Annotated in this window: 11 protein-coding genes; 10 read left to right on the top strand and 1 reads right to left on the bottom strand. The window is 68.9% G+C overall.

Translation table 11 applies throughout. From position 1 onward, the window contains the following. Positions 1-49 precede the first annotated feature (49 nt). From AC1ROD_RS15325 to mdoH, 5 genes are all read left to right on the top strand, one after another. Positions 50-934 (top strand): fimbrial biogenesis chaperone, encoded by an 885-nt coding sequence (locus AC1ROD_RS15325; protein ID WP_492949136.1) that lies wholly within the window; start codon positions 50-52, stop codon positions 932-934. Further along, entirely contained in the window at positions 931-3,648 is a 2,718-nt protein-coding gene (locus AC1ROD_RS15320; RefSeq protein WP_492949135.1) for a hypothetical protein, read from the top strand. The genes AC1ROD_RS15325 and AC1ROD_RS15320 overlap by 4 nt, the downstream gene beginning before the upstream one ends. Further along, positions 3,648-4,157, top strand: a complete 510-nt coding sequence (locus tag AC1ROD_RS15315) for a hypothetical protein (protein WP_492949134.1) — start codon at positions 3,648-3,650, stop codon at positions 4,155-4,157. Before AC1ROD_RS15320 ends, AC1ROD_RS15315 begins: the two co-directional genes overlap by 1 nt. Before the next feature lie 78 nt (positions 4,158-4,235). Then, positions 4,236-6,050, top strand: coding sequence for an acyltransferase family protein (locus AC1ROD_RS15310; protein WP_492949133.1), 1,815 nt, complete (start codon positions 4,236-4,238; stop codon positions 6,048-6,050). Positions 6,051-6,189: 139 nt separating this feature from the next. Continuing rightward, entirely contained in the window at positions 6,190-8,118 is a 1,929-nt protein-coding gene (gene mdoH / locus AC1ROD_RS15305; RefSeq protein WP_492949132.1) for a glucans biosynthesis glucosyltransferase MdoH, read from the top strand. Between the two features lie 79 nt (positions 8,119-8,197). On the opposite strand, the gene gcvA is transcribed toward mdoH, so the two are convergent. Then, complete coding sequence (gene gcvA, locus AC1ROD_RS15300) at positions 8,198-9,127, bottom strand: transcriptional regulator GcvA (protein WP_492949131.1); 930 nt, start codon at positions 9,125-9,127, stop codon at positions 8,198-8,200. A 127-nt stretch (positions 9,128-9,254) separates the two neighbouring features. Between gcvA and cysG the strand changes: the two genes are divergently transcribed. The 5 genes from cysG to AC1ROD_RS15275 are packed head-to-tail and all read left to right on the top strand — an operon-like array spanning position 9,255 to position 14,759. Further along, on the top strand, positions 9,255-10,640 hold the full coding sequence (gene cysG, locus AC1ROD_RS15295) for a siroheme synthase CysG (protein WP_492949130.1): 1,386 nt from the start codon (positions 9,255-9,257) through the stop codon (positions 10,638-10,640). Then, the gene (locus tag AC1ROD_RS15290; protein WP_492949129.1) at positions 10,637-10,915 is read left to right on the top strand and encodes a DUF2849 domain-containing protein; all 279 of its coding nucleotides are present in this window, start codon (positions 10,637-10,639) and stop codon (positions 10,913-10,915) included. Before cysG ends, AC1ROD_RS15290 begins: the two co-directional genes overlap by 4 nt. After that, positions 10,915-12,582 (top strand): nitrite/sulfite reductase, encoded by a 1,668-nt coding sequence (locus tag AC1ROD_RS15285; RefSeq protein ID WP_492949128.1) that lies wholly within the window; start codon positions 10,915-10,917, stop codon positions 12,580-12,582. The genes AC1ROD_RS15290 and AC1ROD_RS15285 overlap by 1 nt, the downstream gene beginning before the upstream one ends. Next, the gene (locus tag AC1ROD_RS15280) at positions 12,575-13,684 is read left to right on the top strand and encodes a phosphoadenylyl-sulfate reductase (protein ID WP_492949127.1); all 1,110 of its coding nucleotides are present in this window, start codon (positions 12,575-12,577) and stop codon (positions 13,682-13,684) included. Before AC1ROD_RS15285 ends, AC1ROD_RS15280 begins: the two co-directional genes overlap by 8 nt. A gap of 46 nt (positions 13,685-13,730) precedes the next feature. Further along, positions 13,731-14,759, top strand: a complete 1,029-nt coding sequence (locus tag AC1ROD_RS15275) for a cysteine synthase A (RefSeq protein WP_492949126.1) — start codon at positions 13,731-13,733, stop codon at positions 14,757-14,759. The last annotated feature ends 82 nt before the right edge of the window (positions 14,760-14,841 follow it).

Genomic DNA, 14,841 nt, shown 5'->3' with positions numbered 1-14,841 from the left:
CTTCCGCCGTTAGTCTGCTGGCCGAAAGCCGCCCCCCGGGTCCAGACCAATGCTCAGATCAGCCGCCCCTATCATTGCCGTAGCGCTCGCCCTCGCCGGCGCGGCAGCCGCCCAGACGCCTGCCGCCCCTGTGGTCACGGCGACGCCGACGGGCGCCGATCTGAACATTTCGCCGCGCCGCGTCACCTTCGATGAGACCGAGCGAGCCGCCTCGGTTTACGTGTTCAACCAGGGGGACGCCCCGGCGACCTACACCGTCGAACTGGTCGATCGGGTCATGTCGTCGGACGGCCAGATTCGCGCCGTCGCTGACGCCCCCGATGCGCCGCGCTCCCCCTCGGCGATCGACTATATCCAGTACACCCCGCGCCGGGTGACGCTGCAGCCCAAGGAAAGCCAGGTCATCCGCGTTCGCGTGCGGCCGCCGGCGACGCCGGGCGAATACCGCACCCACCTGACCGTGACGGCCCTGCCGCCCGAGACCACCGGCTTCACCGCCCAACAGGCCGCCGAGAACACTCCGAACGGGGTGGCGCTGCAGATCACCGCACTCTTTAGCGTCAGCATCCCGCTGATCGTGCGCGACGGCGCCGTCGACGCCCGCGCCGCGGTCGAGAACGCCCGGTTGATGCCCGCGAGCGAGGGCGCGCCGAACGGCGCGGTCAGCCTCGACCTCGTCCGTCTGGGCGCCAACTCCGTCTATGGCGACGTCCAGATCCGCGCCGGAACGGGCGCCGCCGAGCATGTCGTCGGCCTGGTCCGCGGCATCGCCGTTTATCCGGAAATCGAGCGTCGCACAGTGGTCGCCCCCCTCGTCATGCCCCTCGTCGCCGGCGAGCCGGTCCAAATCGTCTATGTCGACGACGACACCAAGGCCGGTTCGGTTCTGGGGACCGCATCCGCCGCTCCCGCAGGCGCGCCCGCACCGCAATGACCTCTGCCCGCCAGGCCACGGCGGTCGCGCTCGCCGTGCTCGCGGCGGGAACCGTCACGCCTGCCATGGCGCAGAACCTGGTGACCAATCTTGTAGTCGCGGCCGAACCCGCGCCGTTCAACGCCGACGACCTGCTGTTCATGGAAGTCCAGGCCGATGGCTATCAGCTGGCCGAGACGATGAACGTCTATGGCTCCCGCGCCGGGGTCTATGTGCCGCTGGGCGAGTTCGCGCGGGTGCTCGATTTCGCCATCGGGGTCTTCCCCGCCCAGCGCCGGGCCGAGGGCTGGATCGGATCGCGCGACCGCAAGCTGACCCTCGACCTCAATACGGGCGTCGCCATCGTCAACGGCAAGGCCATCACCTTCACCCCCGGCCAGGCCGCGATCTTCGACAACGACCTCTATGTCCGCGCCGATCTGGCCGAGCAGCTGTTTCCGGTGAAGCTGCGCGCCGACGTCAACGCCCAGACCCTGACCGTCACCCCGACCGAACCCCTGCCCTTCCAGCAGCGTCTGGCGCGCGAAGCCCGCGCCGCCGGCCTGAACCAGCCCCAGGCGATCCTGCGCGTGCAGGAGGTCCCGGCGCCCTATGAACTTTTCACCCCGCCCGCCTTTGATGTGAACCTGGGCGGACAGGTGGCGCGCGACGGCGTCGACCAGTCGCACAGCTTCGACGTCCGCATGGCCGGTGACCTGCTGTACGCGGGCTTTCAGGGCTTCCTCGGCTCGGACCAGAACGGCGAACCGACCAATGCGCGCGTCCTGTTTGAACGCAAGGACCCGGACGGTCACGCCCTGGGCCGCCTCGGCGCCACCCGCGCGGGCCTCGGCGACGTCTTCAGTCCCTCGATGTCGCTCGGCGCGGGCAGCTATGGCGGCAGGGGCTTCGTCTATTCGACCGCGCCGCTGGAAACCGTCGACCTCGCCACGCCTCTGAACCTGCGCGGCGAGTTGCCCCTCGGCGAGGAGGTCGAGCTCTACGTCAACGAGGTGCTCCAGGCCGCCCGTTCGACCCCGGATCAGGGCCGCTACGAGTTTCTCGACGTACCCCTGACCTTCGGACTGAATACCATCCGTCTGGTCTTCTACGGACCCCAGGGCCAGACCCGGGAAGAGGTCCGGCGGATCAATTTCGGCGCCGGCCAGGTTGAGCCCGGCAAGCTGATCCTGCGTCTGGCCGGGATTCAACAGGACCGGTCGGTGTTCGAGCTCACGCCCGACACCTCCCCGGACGAAAGCCAGGGCGAGGCGCGGCTCGAGGCCCTGTTCGACTACGGCATCAGCACTGCCCTGACCGTCAGCGGCGGTCTGGCCCGATATACGCCTGCGGGCTTTGAAGAGCGTACGCTGGGACTGGCCGGCGTCAGGGCCTCCCTGTTCGGCGTCGCGACACAGATCGACGCCGCCCGCGACAGCGAGGGCGGGACAGCCGCGACCGTGGGGCTGGCCGCTCGTCCGTTCGGCCTCTCCGTCGTCACACGCCACGCCGAGTATCGTGGCGGCTTCGTCGACGAGACGCGTCAGGTCGGCGCCACCCAGGACAGCCTGCTGCGCCGGGCCACCGACTTCCGCGCCGACATGCAGTGGCGGGTGCGGGACACCTTCAGCCTGCCCCTGTCGCTCGACCTGCGCCGCCTCGAAAGGCTGAACGGCACAGGCGAGACCAATGCCGAGTTCCGCACCTCCGCGCCCGTCAACCGCTATTATCTGTCAACCAGTCTGGCCTATGCGGACACCACGACGCTGACGACCCGCGCACGAACCCTCATCGGCGCCTTCGACGTCGCGACACTGGTCGCCGCCCGGGCCCAGTTTCGTGGCGGCGTCAGCTACACCGTCTCTCCGACGACCGAGCTGGACAGCGCCTATCTGACCGCTGACGTCCAGATTTCAGAGCGCCGCACCCTGCGGCTCAGCGCCGTCCAGACCTTGGGCGAACAGGAGGCGACCACGCTCCAGGCCGCTGCCTTCTGGCGCGCAAAACGCTTCGACGTGGCCCTGACCAGTGCATGGGAGACCCGATCCGGCGAGTGGCAGGTGGGAATGCAGTTGGGCTTCGGCTTCGCCTTCGACCCGGCGCTGGGGCGCTACAATGTCGTGCGGCCGGGCGTCTCCGCCGGCGGCTCCATGGCCGTGAACGCCTTTGTCGACGCCAATGGCGACGGCCGCCGCCAGCCCGGCGAACAGGGCGTATCGAAGATCGTGATCCAGACACCCGCCGGCGCCGCCATCACCGACAAGGACGGCCGCATCTTCACCTCGGGCCTCGGGGACGGCGCGGCCGCCTCGATGAGGGTCAATCTGGAAGGCATTGACGATCCCTTCCTGCTGGGTCAGGCCGAGGTCATCCGGACCGTGCCCCGCCCGGGCCACACGACGCGGATAGACATGCCTCTACAGCAATCCGGCGAGGTCGAGATGACGATCATGCTTCATCGGGACGGGGCCGAGGATCGCACGCTCGCCGCGGTCAATATCCAGCTGGTTCCCGAGGCGGGCGGCGCGCCCGTTCTGGCCCGCAGCGACCACGCCGGCGTCGTCTTCATCGAGGACGTGGCGCCCGGCCGCTACCGGATCCAGCTCGACCCTCAACAGGCCTCCGATCTCGGCATGACGATGACGAGTGCTCCCGTGGTCGTGCTCCCCGCCGATGGCGGCTATGTCCGCGTCGGAACCGTCGTGGTTCAAATCGCTCAAGGAGGAACCGCCTGATGCGCCCGCTTTTCCTGAAGACCTGCCTGCTGGCAGGCGTGGCCGCCTTGCTGCTTCCCCCTCCGGCCATGGCCCAGGCAGCCCCCCCGAGCCGCCGCGCCAACGCGACCGGCGCGATCCAGGTCGAGCGGGCCCTGACGCTGAGCAATGTCCAGTCGATGAGCTTCGTGGCCACCCGCCGCAACGTCGATAACGGGACCGGCAACGGCGTTGAGGCGACCAATGCCGACGCCTCCGACGCCCCGGCGGTCATCGACATCACGGGCGACCCGGGTCGCGTCTACCGGATCCAGTTGCCCGCGACGATCGACACCGCACTGTCGCAGGGCGTCATCAACGGCTTCCAGGTCTGGAGCGAGACCGTCGGCGACGTGTCCAGGACCATGACCGGCCGCCTGAACGCCGAAGGTCACGACCGACTGCGAATCTCCGGTGTCCTCACGACCGCGCAGGGGATGATCATCAGCGACGTCCAGGCCGCCGTCCCGGTCAGCATCGACTACGAGTAGGCGCGCGCCCGACCGCCCCACTCGGTTGAAACGTTTTGGCGCGTGGACAGGTCCGGTCGGCTCGCTCATAGGGGGGCCGTGACCACCCTCGCTCCAAGTCCGGTTTCCCGTCCCGCATCGGCCGCCCCGGCGTCCACGCGCCGGCACGATCTGGACTGGCTGCGCATCGCCGCCTTCGCCCTGCTGATCGTCTATCACGTCGGCCTCGCCTACGGCCCCTACGACTGGCACGTCCACAGCGCCCATACGCTCGAGTGGATTCGCGAGGGGGTGCTGATCACCAATCCCTGGCGGCTGACCCTGCTTTTCCTGGTCTCCGGCGCGGCCCTGCGCTTCATGACCCTGAGAAAGACGCCCGCCGAGGTCGCGAAGCTGCGCCTCGCCCGCCTCGGCCCGCCGCTGGTCTTCGGCGTTCTGGTGCTGGTGACGATCCAGTCGTGGATCGAGGCGATGGACAAGTCGCATACGCCGATCAGCTATCCGGCCTGGCTGTGGCACGAGTTCAGCCCCTCGGGCATCGCCGACGGCATCCCCCTGAACCATCTGTGGTTCGTCCTCTACATCACCGTCTACAGCTTCATCGTCGTGGCCCTGCTCAACCGGCCCGGCTGGATCGCCTGGGCCGAGGCGAAGATCGGTCCGGCGCTGAGCGGCTGGCGGCTGCTGGTCTTTCCGGCCCTCTATCTGATGATCGTGCGTTGCATCCTGTTCCCGCATTTCGGCCTGACCAACAACATCGTCTGGGACTGGTACAACCACGCCCAGTCGCTGGCCGCCTTCCTGTTCGGCTTCCTGGCCGTGCGGCAGGAGAGCATCTGGCGCGACTTCCAGCGCTTCCGCTGGATCGGCCTCGGCGTCGCGGCCGTGGCCCTGCCCCTGATGATGCTCCAGGTCGCCCACCCCGGCGGCGGCGCCTTCTGGGGCATCCCGCGCAATCTGGTGGTGGCGCTGGACCAGTGGTCGGTGATCGTCGCCGCCCTCGGCTTCGCCAGCCTCTACCTCCGCACCTCGACCGGCCCGGTCCAGACCTATCTGAACGAGGCGGTCTTCACCCTCTATCTGGCCCACCAGACGGTGCTGGTCTGCGCGATCTGGCTGATCCGGCCCGCCGGTCTGCCGGTCTGGGTCGAGGCCCCGACCTTGATCGCGATCACCATCGGCGGCAGCCTGCTGATCTATGAGATCGTGCGCCGCGTCCCCCTGCTGCGTCCCATCTGGGGTCTCAAGCCCCTGCCCGGCCGTGGCCTGTTCTCGGGTCTGGCCGTGACCCGCTATCGCCGTCGCCGCATCCTGCTGGGCATCGGGGTCTTCGCGCCGCTGCTGGCGCTGGCCGTCGTCGGCATGGCCATCCTCGCCTACCCCGGCTTCGACAATGCGCGGCAGTATCTCAGCGAGTTGGGCGGGGCGTCATCGCCGATGCCGCGCATCTTCAACTGGGGCGTCTTCGTCGCGGGGGTGATGGCCGGCTTCGCGGGCGTCGGCTTCGGCCTGGCCGTGATCGCCATCACCCGGGCCCACATCGCCGGCTGGTTGACCGCCATCGTCTTCGTTCTGGCCGGAACGGGGCTCGCCCTGTCGACCCTGTTCCCGTATCCAGACCCCCGGCACATGTACATCAACATGGGTCTGGGCATTCAGGTCGCGCCCCTCCTGCTGCTCTGGGGCCTGGCCGGCAGCCGCGAGCTGTCGCGGCTGAAAGCCTTCCTGATCGGGGTTTTCGTCGTGATGACAGGCCTGACCGTCATGACCTATCATCTGGTCCTGCCGGGTACGGTGAACCCGTCCAACGTCGGCTGGTGGGAGCGGGTCTATGCGCTCGTCCTGGTCGGATGGGTCGGGATCGCGGCCTGGGCCCTGGGCCGTCGGCTGCGGCATCATGCCGAGAGCCAGTGATTCCGGGCCGGTCGCGAAAAAACACGAGACCATCACAACTCTGTGATTGATTTTCACGAAAATGCGTTCATGCTGCAATGCAGTAGTCCGCGCCTCCTCCGCCTCCCAAGCGCGGATTTTCGGGGAAATCAAAGCCGTCATGAACAGCCTGGCCCTGCGTAGCGAAGACTTCCTGTCCGGAGCCGTGGAATACGGCGCCGATGGATGGCTCCCCGACGAAGCGCCGCTGGACATGCCGCGTCAGGCGTTCGACGTTGAAACCGCGACGGTTTCCGCGACGCTCCCGACCACCCCCGCCAAGGTGAAGGCCCGCCGTCTGGTGCTGCTGGCCGCCACGGTCGTCGTGACCGCCCTGGCCGCCGTCGCCCCCTTCATCCTCTACGCCCGCCACGGCTGGGACGGACTGGAGATGCTGGCGTTCGGCCTGTTCCTGATTCTGATCGCCTCGATCGCCTGCTGGTTCTCCAACTCGGCCATCGGCCTGTGGGTCCTGATGACGGATCGCGAGCAGGACGACCTCGACTTCCGTCCGCATCCGGCCGCGCCGACGACGCGCACCGCCCTGCTTATGCCCCTCTACAACGAGGACGCCTACACCGCCCTCGGCCGTCTGGCCCAGATCGACGCCGGTCTGGCCCGCCTCGGCGTGACCGACGCCTTCGACCTGTTCGTCCTGTCGGACACCAACAAGGAAGAGGCCCTGATGCTGGAACAGGCGGCGTTCGCCGGCTTCCGCATCCGCGCCCACTCGCAGGCCTTCTATCGTCACCGCGAGAAGAACACCGAGGCCAAGTCGGGCAACATCACCGACTGGACCCGTCGCTGGGGCGGCGCCTACGACTTCATGATCGTGCTGGACGCCGACTCGACCATGGCCGGCGAGACCGTCCTGCGTCTGGTCGACGCCATGGAGCGCAATCCGGGCATTGGCCTGATCCAGACCGCCCCGACCATCGTCAAGGCCTCGACCCTGTTCGCCCGCGTCTCGCAGTTCAGCGTCAAGCTGTACGGCCGCGTCGCCGCCGCGGGCCTGGCCTGGTGGACCGGTTCGGAAGGCTCCTACTGGGGTCACAACGCCATCCTGCGCACCCGCGCCTTCGCCGAGGCCGCCGGCCTGCCGGTCCTGCCGGGCAAGAAGCCCTTCGGCGGCCACATCATGAGCCATGACGTCGTCGAGGCCGCCCTGCTGCGCCGCGCGGGCTGGGCCGTCCACGTCACCGCCGCCCTGGACGGTTCGTGCGAAGAGACCCCGCCGACCATCACCGACTTCATCCGTCGTGAGCACCGCTGGTGCCAAGGCAATTTGCAGCACATCGCCTTGCTGGGTTCGCGCGGCCTGAACGGCGCCTCGAAGATGCAGCTGTTCATGGGCGTCCTGGCCTATGTCGCCTCGCCCCTGTGGTTCGCCTCGCTCGTCACCGGTCTGGTGATCCAGCTCTACTATCCGATCGACTGGGCCTCGTTCTTCTACTTCCTGCACCCCGAGTTCTCGCCCTTCATGCTGGCCTCGCTGCTGGCGGGCGTGCTGTTGATCGGACCCAAGATCATGGGCGCGGCCCTGGTCCTGTCGCGTCCGCGCGAGCGTCGCGCCTTCGGCGGCGGCGTGCAGATCATCAAGGGCATGTGCGCCGAGATCTTCCTGTCGGCTCTGCTGGCCCCCATCCTGATGGTCGCCAACACCAAGGCCGTGCTCAAGATCCTGTGCGGTCAGGACGCCGGCTGGCACGCCCAGCAGCGCGACGCCGACGGCATCACCTGGGCCGACGCCTTCCGCTCGATGCGCTGGCAGATGGGCGTGGGCCTGGGCTTCTGCGTCGCCCTCGCCTTCCGTCCGGACCTGGCTACCTTCTTCATCCCGATCGTCGGCCCCCTGCTGCTGGCCGCCCCGATCGCGGTCTGGACCTCGCGCCGCGCCACCGGCGAGGCCCTGGCGGCCAAGGGCTATCTGGTCACGCCCGCCGGCGACGAGCAGAGCGCCACGCCTTCGGTCCTGCACGGCCCGATGCGCCCGAGCCCGCTGCGCGAAGAATCCCGCGTCGCCGCCCTGCGCGCCCTGTCGAACGCCTGAGCGACACACCAAGCCAAAACAAAAGGCCGCGCACGGGCATCGTGCGCGGCCTTTTTCGTTTGCGGATCCGGGCTGGCCTCTAGAGCTGCCCCATCGAGTTGTCATGGTGCACGGCCTGCTGCTTGAGCCAGTCGACAAAGGCCGTGGCGCTGGGCGACGCTGGCCGGTCGCGCGGCAGGACCACATGATAGGCGAAACCCACCGCCTGACTGCCGTCGGCGAAGGGTGCGACCAGACGGCCGGAGTTCAGGTCAGCCTGGGCCAGGGTCCGTTTCGCGAGCGCCACGCCGCGTCCGGCCAGCGCCGCCTCGATGACCATACTGGCCTGGTTGAAGCGCGGCCCCCGGCGCGGGTCGGAATGCTTCACCCGCCGCGCCTTCAGCCACATGGCCCAGTCGGGTCGACCGGGATCGCCGTCCTCGGACATGTCGTGCAGCAGGGTGTGGTGCGCCAGGTCCGCCGGGGTCCGGATCGGATGCTTGCCGTCCATCAGCGAGGGCGCCGCGACCGGCAGCACCGTCTCGGCCATCAGCCGCTCGACGATATGGCCTGGATAGTCGCCGGGACCGTAGCGCACCGCCAGATCGGCGCCGCCCTCCCCCAGGGTCGCCGGCTCCATATCGGCCGAGATCCAGACCTCGATCTCGGGATGGGCGGCGTGGAAGTCGTCCATGCGCGGCATCAGCCATTTCGAGGCGAAGGACGGCGCGACGCTGATCGAGACCTGCTTCCTGCGCGGCGGCTCGCGCAACAGGGACGAGGCGTCCATCAGCCGCTCGAACCCCTCGCGCAGCAAGGGCACGGCGCCCCGCCCCAGATCGGTCAGCTGCAGCCCCTTGGCCTCGCGCTTGAACAGCGGCCCGCCGACGATGTCCTCCAGCAAGCGGATCTGCTGGCTGACCGCGCCCGGGGTCACCGCCAGCTCATCGGCGGCGCGTGAGAAGTTGAGGTTCCGCGCGGCGCTTTCGAAGGCGCGCAGGGCATTGAGGGGGAGCAACGGTCTGGCCATGGCCGTTAGAAATCCTATCACCGCGCCAAAGACAATCTGGTTTGTGCATCGCACCCCATAAGCAGAGGGTCAGATCACGACCCACGGACAGGCTTACCCCTACCGATCGAGGCCGGTGGAGCCTGTCATGAGAGTTTTTCTGGCGTCCATTCCGATGGACGGCGCCCGCATCATCATCGTCGGCAACGGCGACGCCGCCCTGGCCAAGCTGCGCCTGTTCGGCCAGACGCCGGCCGAGGTCGTCTGGTTCGCACCGGCCGGCGCACCGACGGGTCCCGGCGCCCTGCAGGGTGGGCCCTCCCCCATCGAGCGCCTGCCTGAGGCTTCGGACCTCAGCGGCGCCCGTCTGATCTTCATCGCCGTCGAGGACGCGGCGGTCGCCCGCGAACTGGCGGTTCTGGGCCGCGCGGGGGGCGCCCAGGTCAATGTCGTCGACCGTCCGGCGCTGAGCGACTTCCACACCCCGGCCCTGATCGACCGCGACGAGGTCGTCATCGGCGTCGCCACCGGAGGCTCGGCCCCCATCCTCGCCCGCGACCTGCGCAGCCGGATCGAGGCCGTCCTGCCCACCGGTCTGACCCATGTGGCCAAGCTGGCCCGCGACCTGCGCGACACCGTGATCGCCAGCGTCCCCGACTTCATGGCGCGCCGCCGGTTCTGGGAGAAGGCTTTCCGGGGCCCCGCCGCCGACCTCGCCGCCGCCGGCCAGACCGCCGAGGCTCGCCGCGAGATGCTGCGCCTGCTGAACGTCGCGGCGCCGGAGCAAGGGGTCGTCCACATCGTCGGCGCCGGTCCGGGCGATCCGGAACTGCTGACGCTGAAGGCCCTGCGCGTGCTTCAGGACGCCGACGTCATCATCCACGACCGTCTGGTGCCCGAGGCCATTCTGGAGCGCGCCCGTCGTGACGCCCGCCGCCTCTACGTCGGCAAGGCCCGCGCCGAACACTCCGTGCCGCAGGACCAGATCGAGGCCCTGATGGTCGAGGAGGCTCGCGCCGGCCACCGCGTCGTCCGGCTGAAGGGCGGCGATCCCTTCGTCTTCGGGCGTGGCGGCGAGGAGCTGGAGGCCATGCGCCGTGCGGGCGTCCCCGTCTTCGTCGTGCCCGGCATCACGGCCGCGGTCGGCTGCGCGGCCTCGGCCGGCATCCCCCTGACCCACCGCGACCACGCCCAGGCGGTGACCTTCGTCACGGCGCAGGAGAAGCCCGGCGGCATCGCGCCCGACTGGAGCCGTCTGGCCGCGCCCAACCACACCCTCGCCATCTACATGGGCGCCGACCGCGCCGAGCAGACGGCGGCGAACCTGATCGCGGCGGGCCGGTCGCCCGAGACCCCGGTGGCCATCGTCGAGAACGGCAGCCGTCCGGACGAGCGGGTCATCAACGGGGTGCTCGGCGACCTCGGCGGCCTCGTCGCCCGGTCCAGCCTGACCGGCCCGGCCCTGCTCTTCGTCGGCGAATGCGCGGCCTTCTCGGCGGCGGAACTGGATGTGCGCGCGGAGCTGGTCGCATGAAGCTGATCACCGCCAACCGTCTGTCCGATGGCCGCGTCATCTATGTCGGCGAGGACGCCAGCGTCGTCGAGGAAATCGCCTCGGCCGCCCTGTTCGACGGCGACGAGGCCGACGCCGCCCTGATCGCCGCCGCATCCCAGCCCGGCACCTTCGTGAACCCTTATCTGGTCGAGGTGACCGGCCACACTCCGTCCGGTCGCGACCGGCTGAAGGAGACCATCCGTTCGGCGGGTCCCACGGTCGGCAACAGCCTGAAACACCACGAGTCCGCCTGATGTACCGCTATGACGAGTTCGACGCCGCCCTGGTCCGGGAACGGGTTGAGGAATTCCGCGATCAGGTCGCACGCCGCGCGTCCGGCGCCCTGACCGAGGACGAGTTCAAGCCCCTGCGCCTGATGAACGGCGTCTATCTGCAGCTGCACGCCTATATGCTGCGCGTCGCCGTGCCCTATGGGACCATGAACGGCGCCCAGATGCGCAAACTGGCCCACATCGCCCGGACTTACGACAAGGGCTATGGCCATTTCACAACCCGGACCAACATCCAGTTCAACTGGCCGGCCCTGACCGACCTGCCGGCGATCCTCAGCGATCTGGCCGAGGTCGAGATGCACGCCATCCAGACGTCCGGGAACTGCATCCGCAACACCACCACCGACGTCTTCGCCGGCGCCGCCGACGACGAGGTCGAGGATCCGCGCCCCTGGTGCGAGGTCATTCGCCAGTGGTCGACCATCCACCCCGAATTCTCCTTCCTGCCGCGCAAGTTCAAGATCGCCGTGGTGGCGTCCAAGAAGGACCGCGCCGCCATCCGCACCCACGACGTGGGCCTGCAGATCGTGAAGGGCGCCGACGGCGGGACCGCCTTCCGGGTCTTCGTCGGCGGGGGTCAGGGCCGCCTGCCCCATATCGGTCAGGAGATCGCCCCGGCGGTGCCCGGCCATGAGCTGCTCGCCTATCTGACCGCCATCATCCGGGCCTGGAACCTGCTGGGTCGCCGCGACAACATCCACAAGGCCCGGATCAAGATCCTCGTCGCATCGCTGGGCATCGACGCCTTCCGCGAGGAGGTGGACCGCCACTTCGCCACTCTGCGTCAGGAGGCCCTTCAGGTCCCCGCCGAAGAACTGGCCCGCATCCAGGCCTATTTCGCTCCGCCGGCGTTCGCCGACCTGCCGCGCCAGTCGGCCGCCTTCGACCGCGCGGTCCTTGCCGACCCCGACTTCGCCCGCTTCAGCCGCAACAACGTCCGTCGCCACAAACAGTCGGGTTACGCCTCGGTCGTCATCTCGCTGAAGCCCGTCGACGGCGTGCCCGGCGACATCACCGACGCCCAGATGGAGGTCGTCGCCGACCTGGCCGAGCGCTATTCGTTCGACGAGGTCCGCGCGGCCTATGAGCAGAACCTGGTCCTGCCCCACGTCCGGCTGGACGACACCCCGGCCCTGTGGCGCGAGCTGCTGGCGGCGGGTCTGGGCACGCCCAATGCCGATCTCGTCACCGACATCATCGCCTGCCCGGGGCTGGACTATTGCTCCCTGGCCAATGCCCGGTCGATCCCGGTCGCCCAGGCCCTGTCGAAGCGCCTTGCCGATCTGGACTATCAGGAGAAGGTCGGGCCGCTGCGCATCAATATGAGTGGCTGCATCAACGCCTGCGGCCACCACCATGTCGGCCATATCGGCGTCCTCGGCGTCGACCGTAAGGGCGAGGAATACTACCAGATCACCGTCGGCGGCTCGCCTGACGAACAGGCCGCGCTCGGCGAGATCGTCGGCAAGTCCCTGCCTGCCGACGAGGTCGCTCCGGCCATCCAGCGCGCGCTGGACCGCTACCTCGAGGTCCGCACCGAGGGCGAGCGCTTCATCGACACCGTCCGCCGCCTCGGCGCCGATCCCTTCCGCGACGCCATCTATGCATACGAGTTCGCCGATGCCTGATCTGCAACTGCTCGACTCCATCCAGAACGGCCCGCGCCTCAGCGTCACCACGCCGCTTGAGGAGGTCGAGGCCGCGGCCGCCGCGACCGATGTGCTCGTGCTGGAGTTCGACGCCTTCCGCGATGGACGCGGCTTCTCGCTGGCCTCGGTCCTGCGCGAGCGCGGCTATACGGGCCGGCTGATCGCCGCCGGAAAGGTCCTGCCCGATCAGGCCCGCCACCTGCGCCGCACCGGCTTCGACGCGGTCGAGCTGAACCCCGGCGCCGATCAGGCCACCTGGACGCGGATGGATCAGGCATTTAGCGCCGCCTATCAGGACGCCATCGATCCGGCCCCGACCATCTGGGAGCGCCGCGCCACCGCCCGTGCGGCCGCCACGACAGCCCCTACCGAAGCCGAACTGGAGGCTCTCGCGGACCGGCTCAACACCGAACTGGAAGGCGCCGACGCCGCGACCATTCTGAAGGCCGCGCTGGACCCGAGCCTGGGTCTCAAGACCGCGGCCATCTCCTCCTTCGGGGCCGAGAGCGCCGCCCTGCTGCACCTGATCGCCAGGGAGGACGCGGCCCTGCCCGTGGTCTTCCTCGAGACCGGCCAGCACTTCTTCCAGACCCTTCAATACCGCAAGCAGTTGTCGGAAAGCCTTGGCCTTTCCGACGTCCGCCTGGTCACGCCCGACGCGGCCGAGAAGGCCGATCTGGACGCCCGCGACGACCTCTGGAAGACCGACGCCGACGCCTGCTGCGACCTGAGGAAGACCCGCCCCCTCGCCCGCGCCACCGTCGGCTTCACAGCCCTGATCACCGGCCGCAAGCGGCATCAGAACGCCACCCGCGCCGCGCTCAGGCCGTTCGAGGTGCTGGACGGGGTGCTGCGGGTCAATCCGCTGGCCAACTGGGCCGCCGAGGACATCGAGGCGCACCTGACCGCCCACGCCCTGCCACGCCATCCGCTGGTCGAGCAGGGCTACCTCTCGATCGGCTGCCACACCTGCACCCGGCCGGTGCAGGAGGGCGAGGACGCGCGCGCCGGCCGCTGGTCGGGGATGGACAAGACCGAGTGCGGCATCCATCTGGGACGTCGTGAGCCCATCGCGGCCTGACCCACCTCGCCTGCTCCGCCTGCCCTGCTCTACTGAAAGACTTCCCGTGACCGTCACCCGTTCGATCGTTGACCTGATTGGCGACACCCCGCTGGTCCGGCTGAACCGCCTGTCGGAGGCGACCGGCTGCGAGATCCTGGGCAAGGCCGAGTTCATGAACCCCGGCGGCTCGATCAAGGACCGCGCGGCCCTGTCGATCGTCCAGTCGGCCCGAGCCTCGGGCGCGCTCAAGCCCGGCGGGACCATCGTCGAGGGCACGGCGGGCAATACCGGCATCGGCCTGGCCCTCGTCGGCGCGGCGCTCGGCCACCCCGTCGTCATCGTTATCCCCCGCACCCAGTCCGAGGAAAAGAAGCAGGCGATCCGTTCGCTGGGCGCCCGCCTGGTCGAGGTCGACGCCGCCCCCTTCGCCAGCCCCAACCACTTCGTCCACTATTCGGGCCGCCTCGCCGCCGAGCTGAACGAACGCGAGCCCACCGGCGCCATCTGGTCGAACCAGTTCGACAACCTGGCTAACCGCGAGGCTCACTACGCCACCACCGGCCCGGAGATCTGGGCCCAGACCGCGGGCAAGGTCGACGCCTTCGTCAGCGCCGTCGGTTCGGGCGGGACCCTGGTCGGTGTCTCCCAGTATCTGCGCGAACAGAACCCCGACATCCGTATCGGCCTGGCCGACCCGGCGGGCGCGGCCCTGTTCAACTGGTTCACGAAGAACGAGATGACCTCCGAAGGCTCCTCCATCACCGAGGGCATCGGGGTGGCGCGGATTACCGGCAATCTGGAGGGTTTCACGCCCGACTATGCCTATCGCATCGAGGACGCGGACTTCCTGCCAATCCTGTTCGATCTGGTGAAGGACGAAGGCCTGTCGCTGGGCGGCTCGGCGGGCGTCAACCTCGCCGGCGCGGTGCGTCTGGCCAAGGACCTGGGCCCCGGCAAGACCATCGTCACCTGCCTGTGCGACCCCGGCTCGCGCTATGCGTCCAAGCTGTTCAACGCCGACTTCCTGCGCGGCAAGGGCCTGCCGGTCCCGGACTGGGCTTCCGACGCCGCCCCGGCGATCGTCGCGGCCTGAGGCGGGCATCCTGACCCGATCAGACTAAAGTCGGAAGTTGTAGCAAAGACTTCCGAAACCATGACGTGTCACTGATGTCCGG

This window comes from Brevundimonas sp. GW821-FHT12E07, assembly GCF_058807035.1.
This window is presented reverse-complemented; position numbering and strand designations above follow the sequence as displayed.

What these genes read in the sequence shown, in the direction of transcription:
- AC1ROD_RS15325 (WP_492949136.1), top strand. Translation starts at nt 50, where the DNA reads ATGCTCAGATCAGCCGCCCCTATCATTGCCGTAGCGCTCGCCCTCGCC.
- AC1ROD_RS15320 (WP_492949135.1), top strand. Translation starts at nt 931, where the DNA reads ATGACCTCTGCCCGCCAGGCCACGGCGGTCGCGCTCGCCGTGCTCGCG.
- AC1ROD_RS15315 (WP_492949134.1), top strand. Translation starts at nt 3,648, where the DNA reads ATGCGCCCGCTTTTCCTGAAGACCTGCCTGCTGGCAGGCGTGGCCGCC.
- mdoH (WP_492949132.1), top strand. Translation starts at nt 6,190, where the DNA reads ATGAACAGCCTGGCCCTGCGTAGCGAAGACTTCCTGTCCGGAGCCGTG.
- gcvA (WP_492949131.1), bottom strand. Translation starts at nt 9,127, where the DNA reads ATGGCCAGACCGTTGCTCCCCCTCAATGCCCTGCGCGCCTTCGAAAGC.
- cysG (WP_492949130.1), top strand. Translation starts at nt 9,255, where the DNA reads ATGAGAGTTTTTCTGGCGTCCATTCCGATGGACGGCGCCCGCATCATC.
- AC1ROD_RS15290 (WP_492949129.1), top strand. Translation starts at nt 10,637, where the DNA reads ATGAAGCTGATCACCGCCAACCGTCTGTCCGATGGCCGCGTCATCTAT.
- AC1ROD_RS15285 (WP_492949128.1), top strand. Translation starts at nt 10,915, where the DNA reads ATGTACCGCTATGACGAGTTCGACGCCGCCCTGGTCCGGGAACGGGTT.
- AC1ROD_RS15280 (WP_492949127.1), top strand. Translation starts at nt 12,575, where the DNA reads ATGCCTGATCTGCAACTGCTCGACTCCATCCAGAACGGCCCGCGCCTC.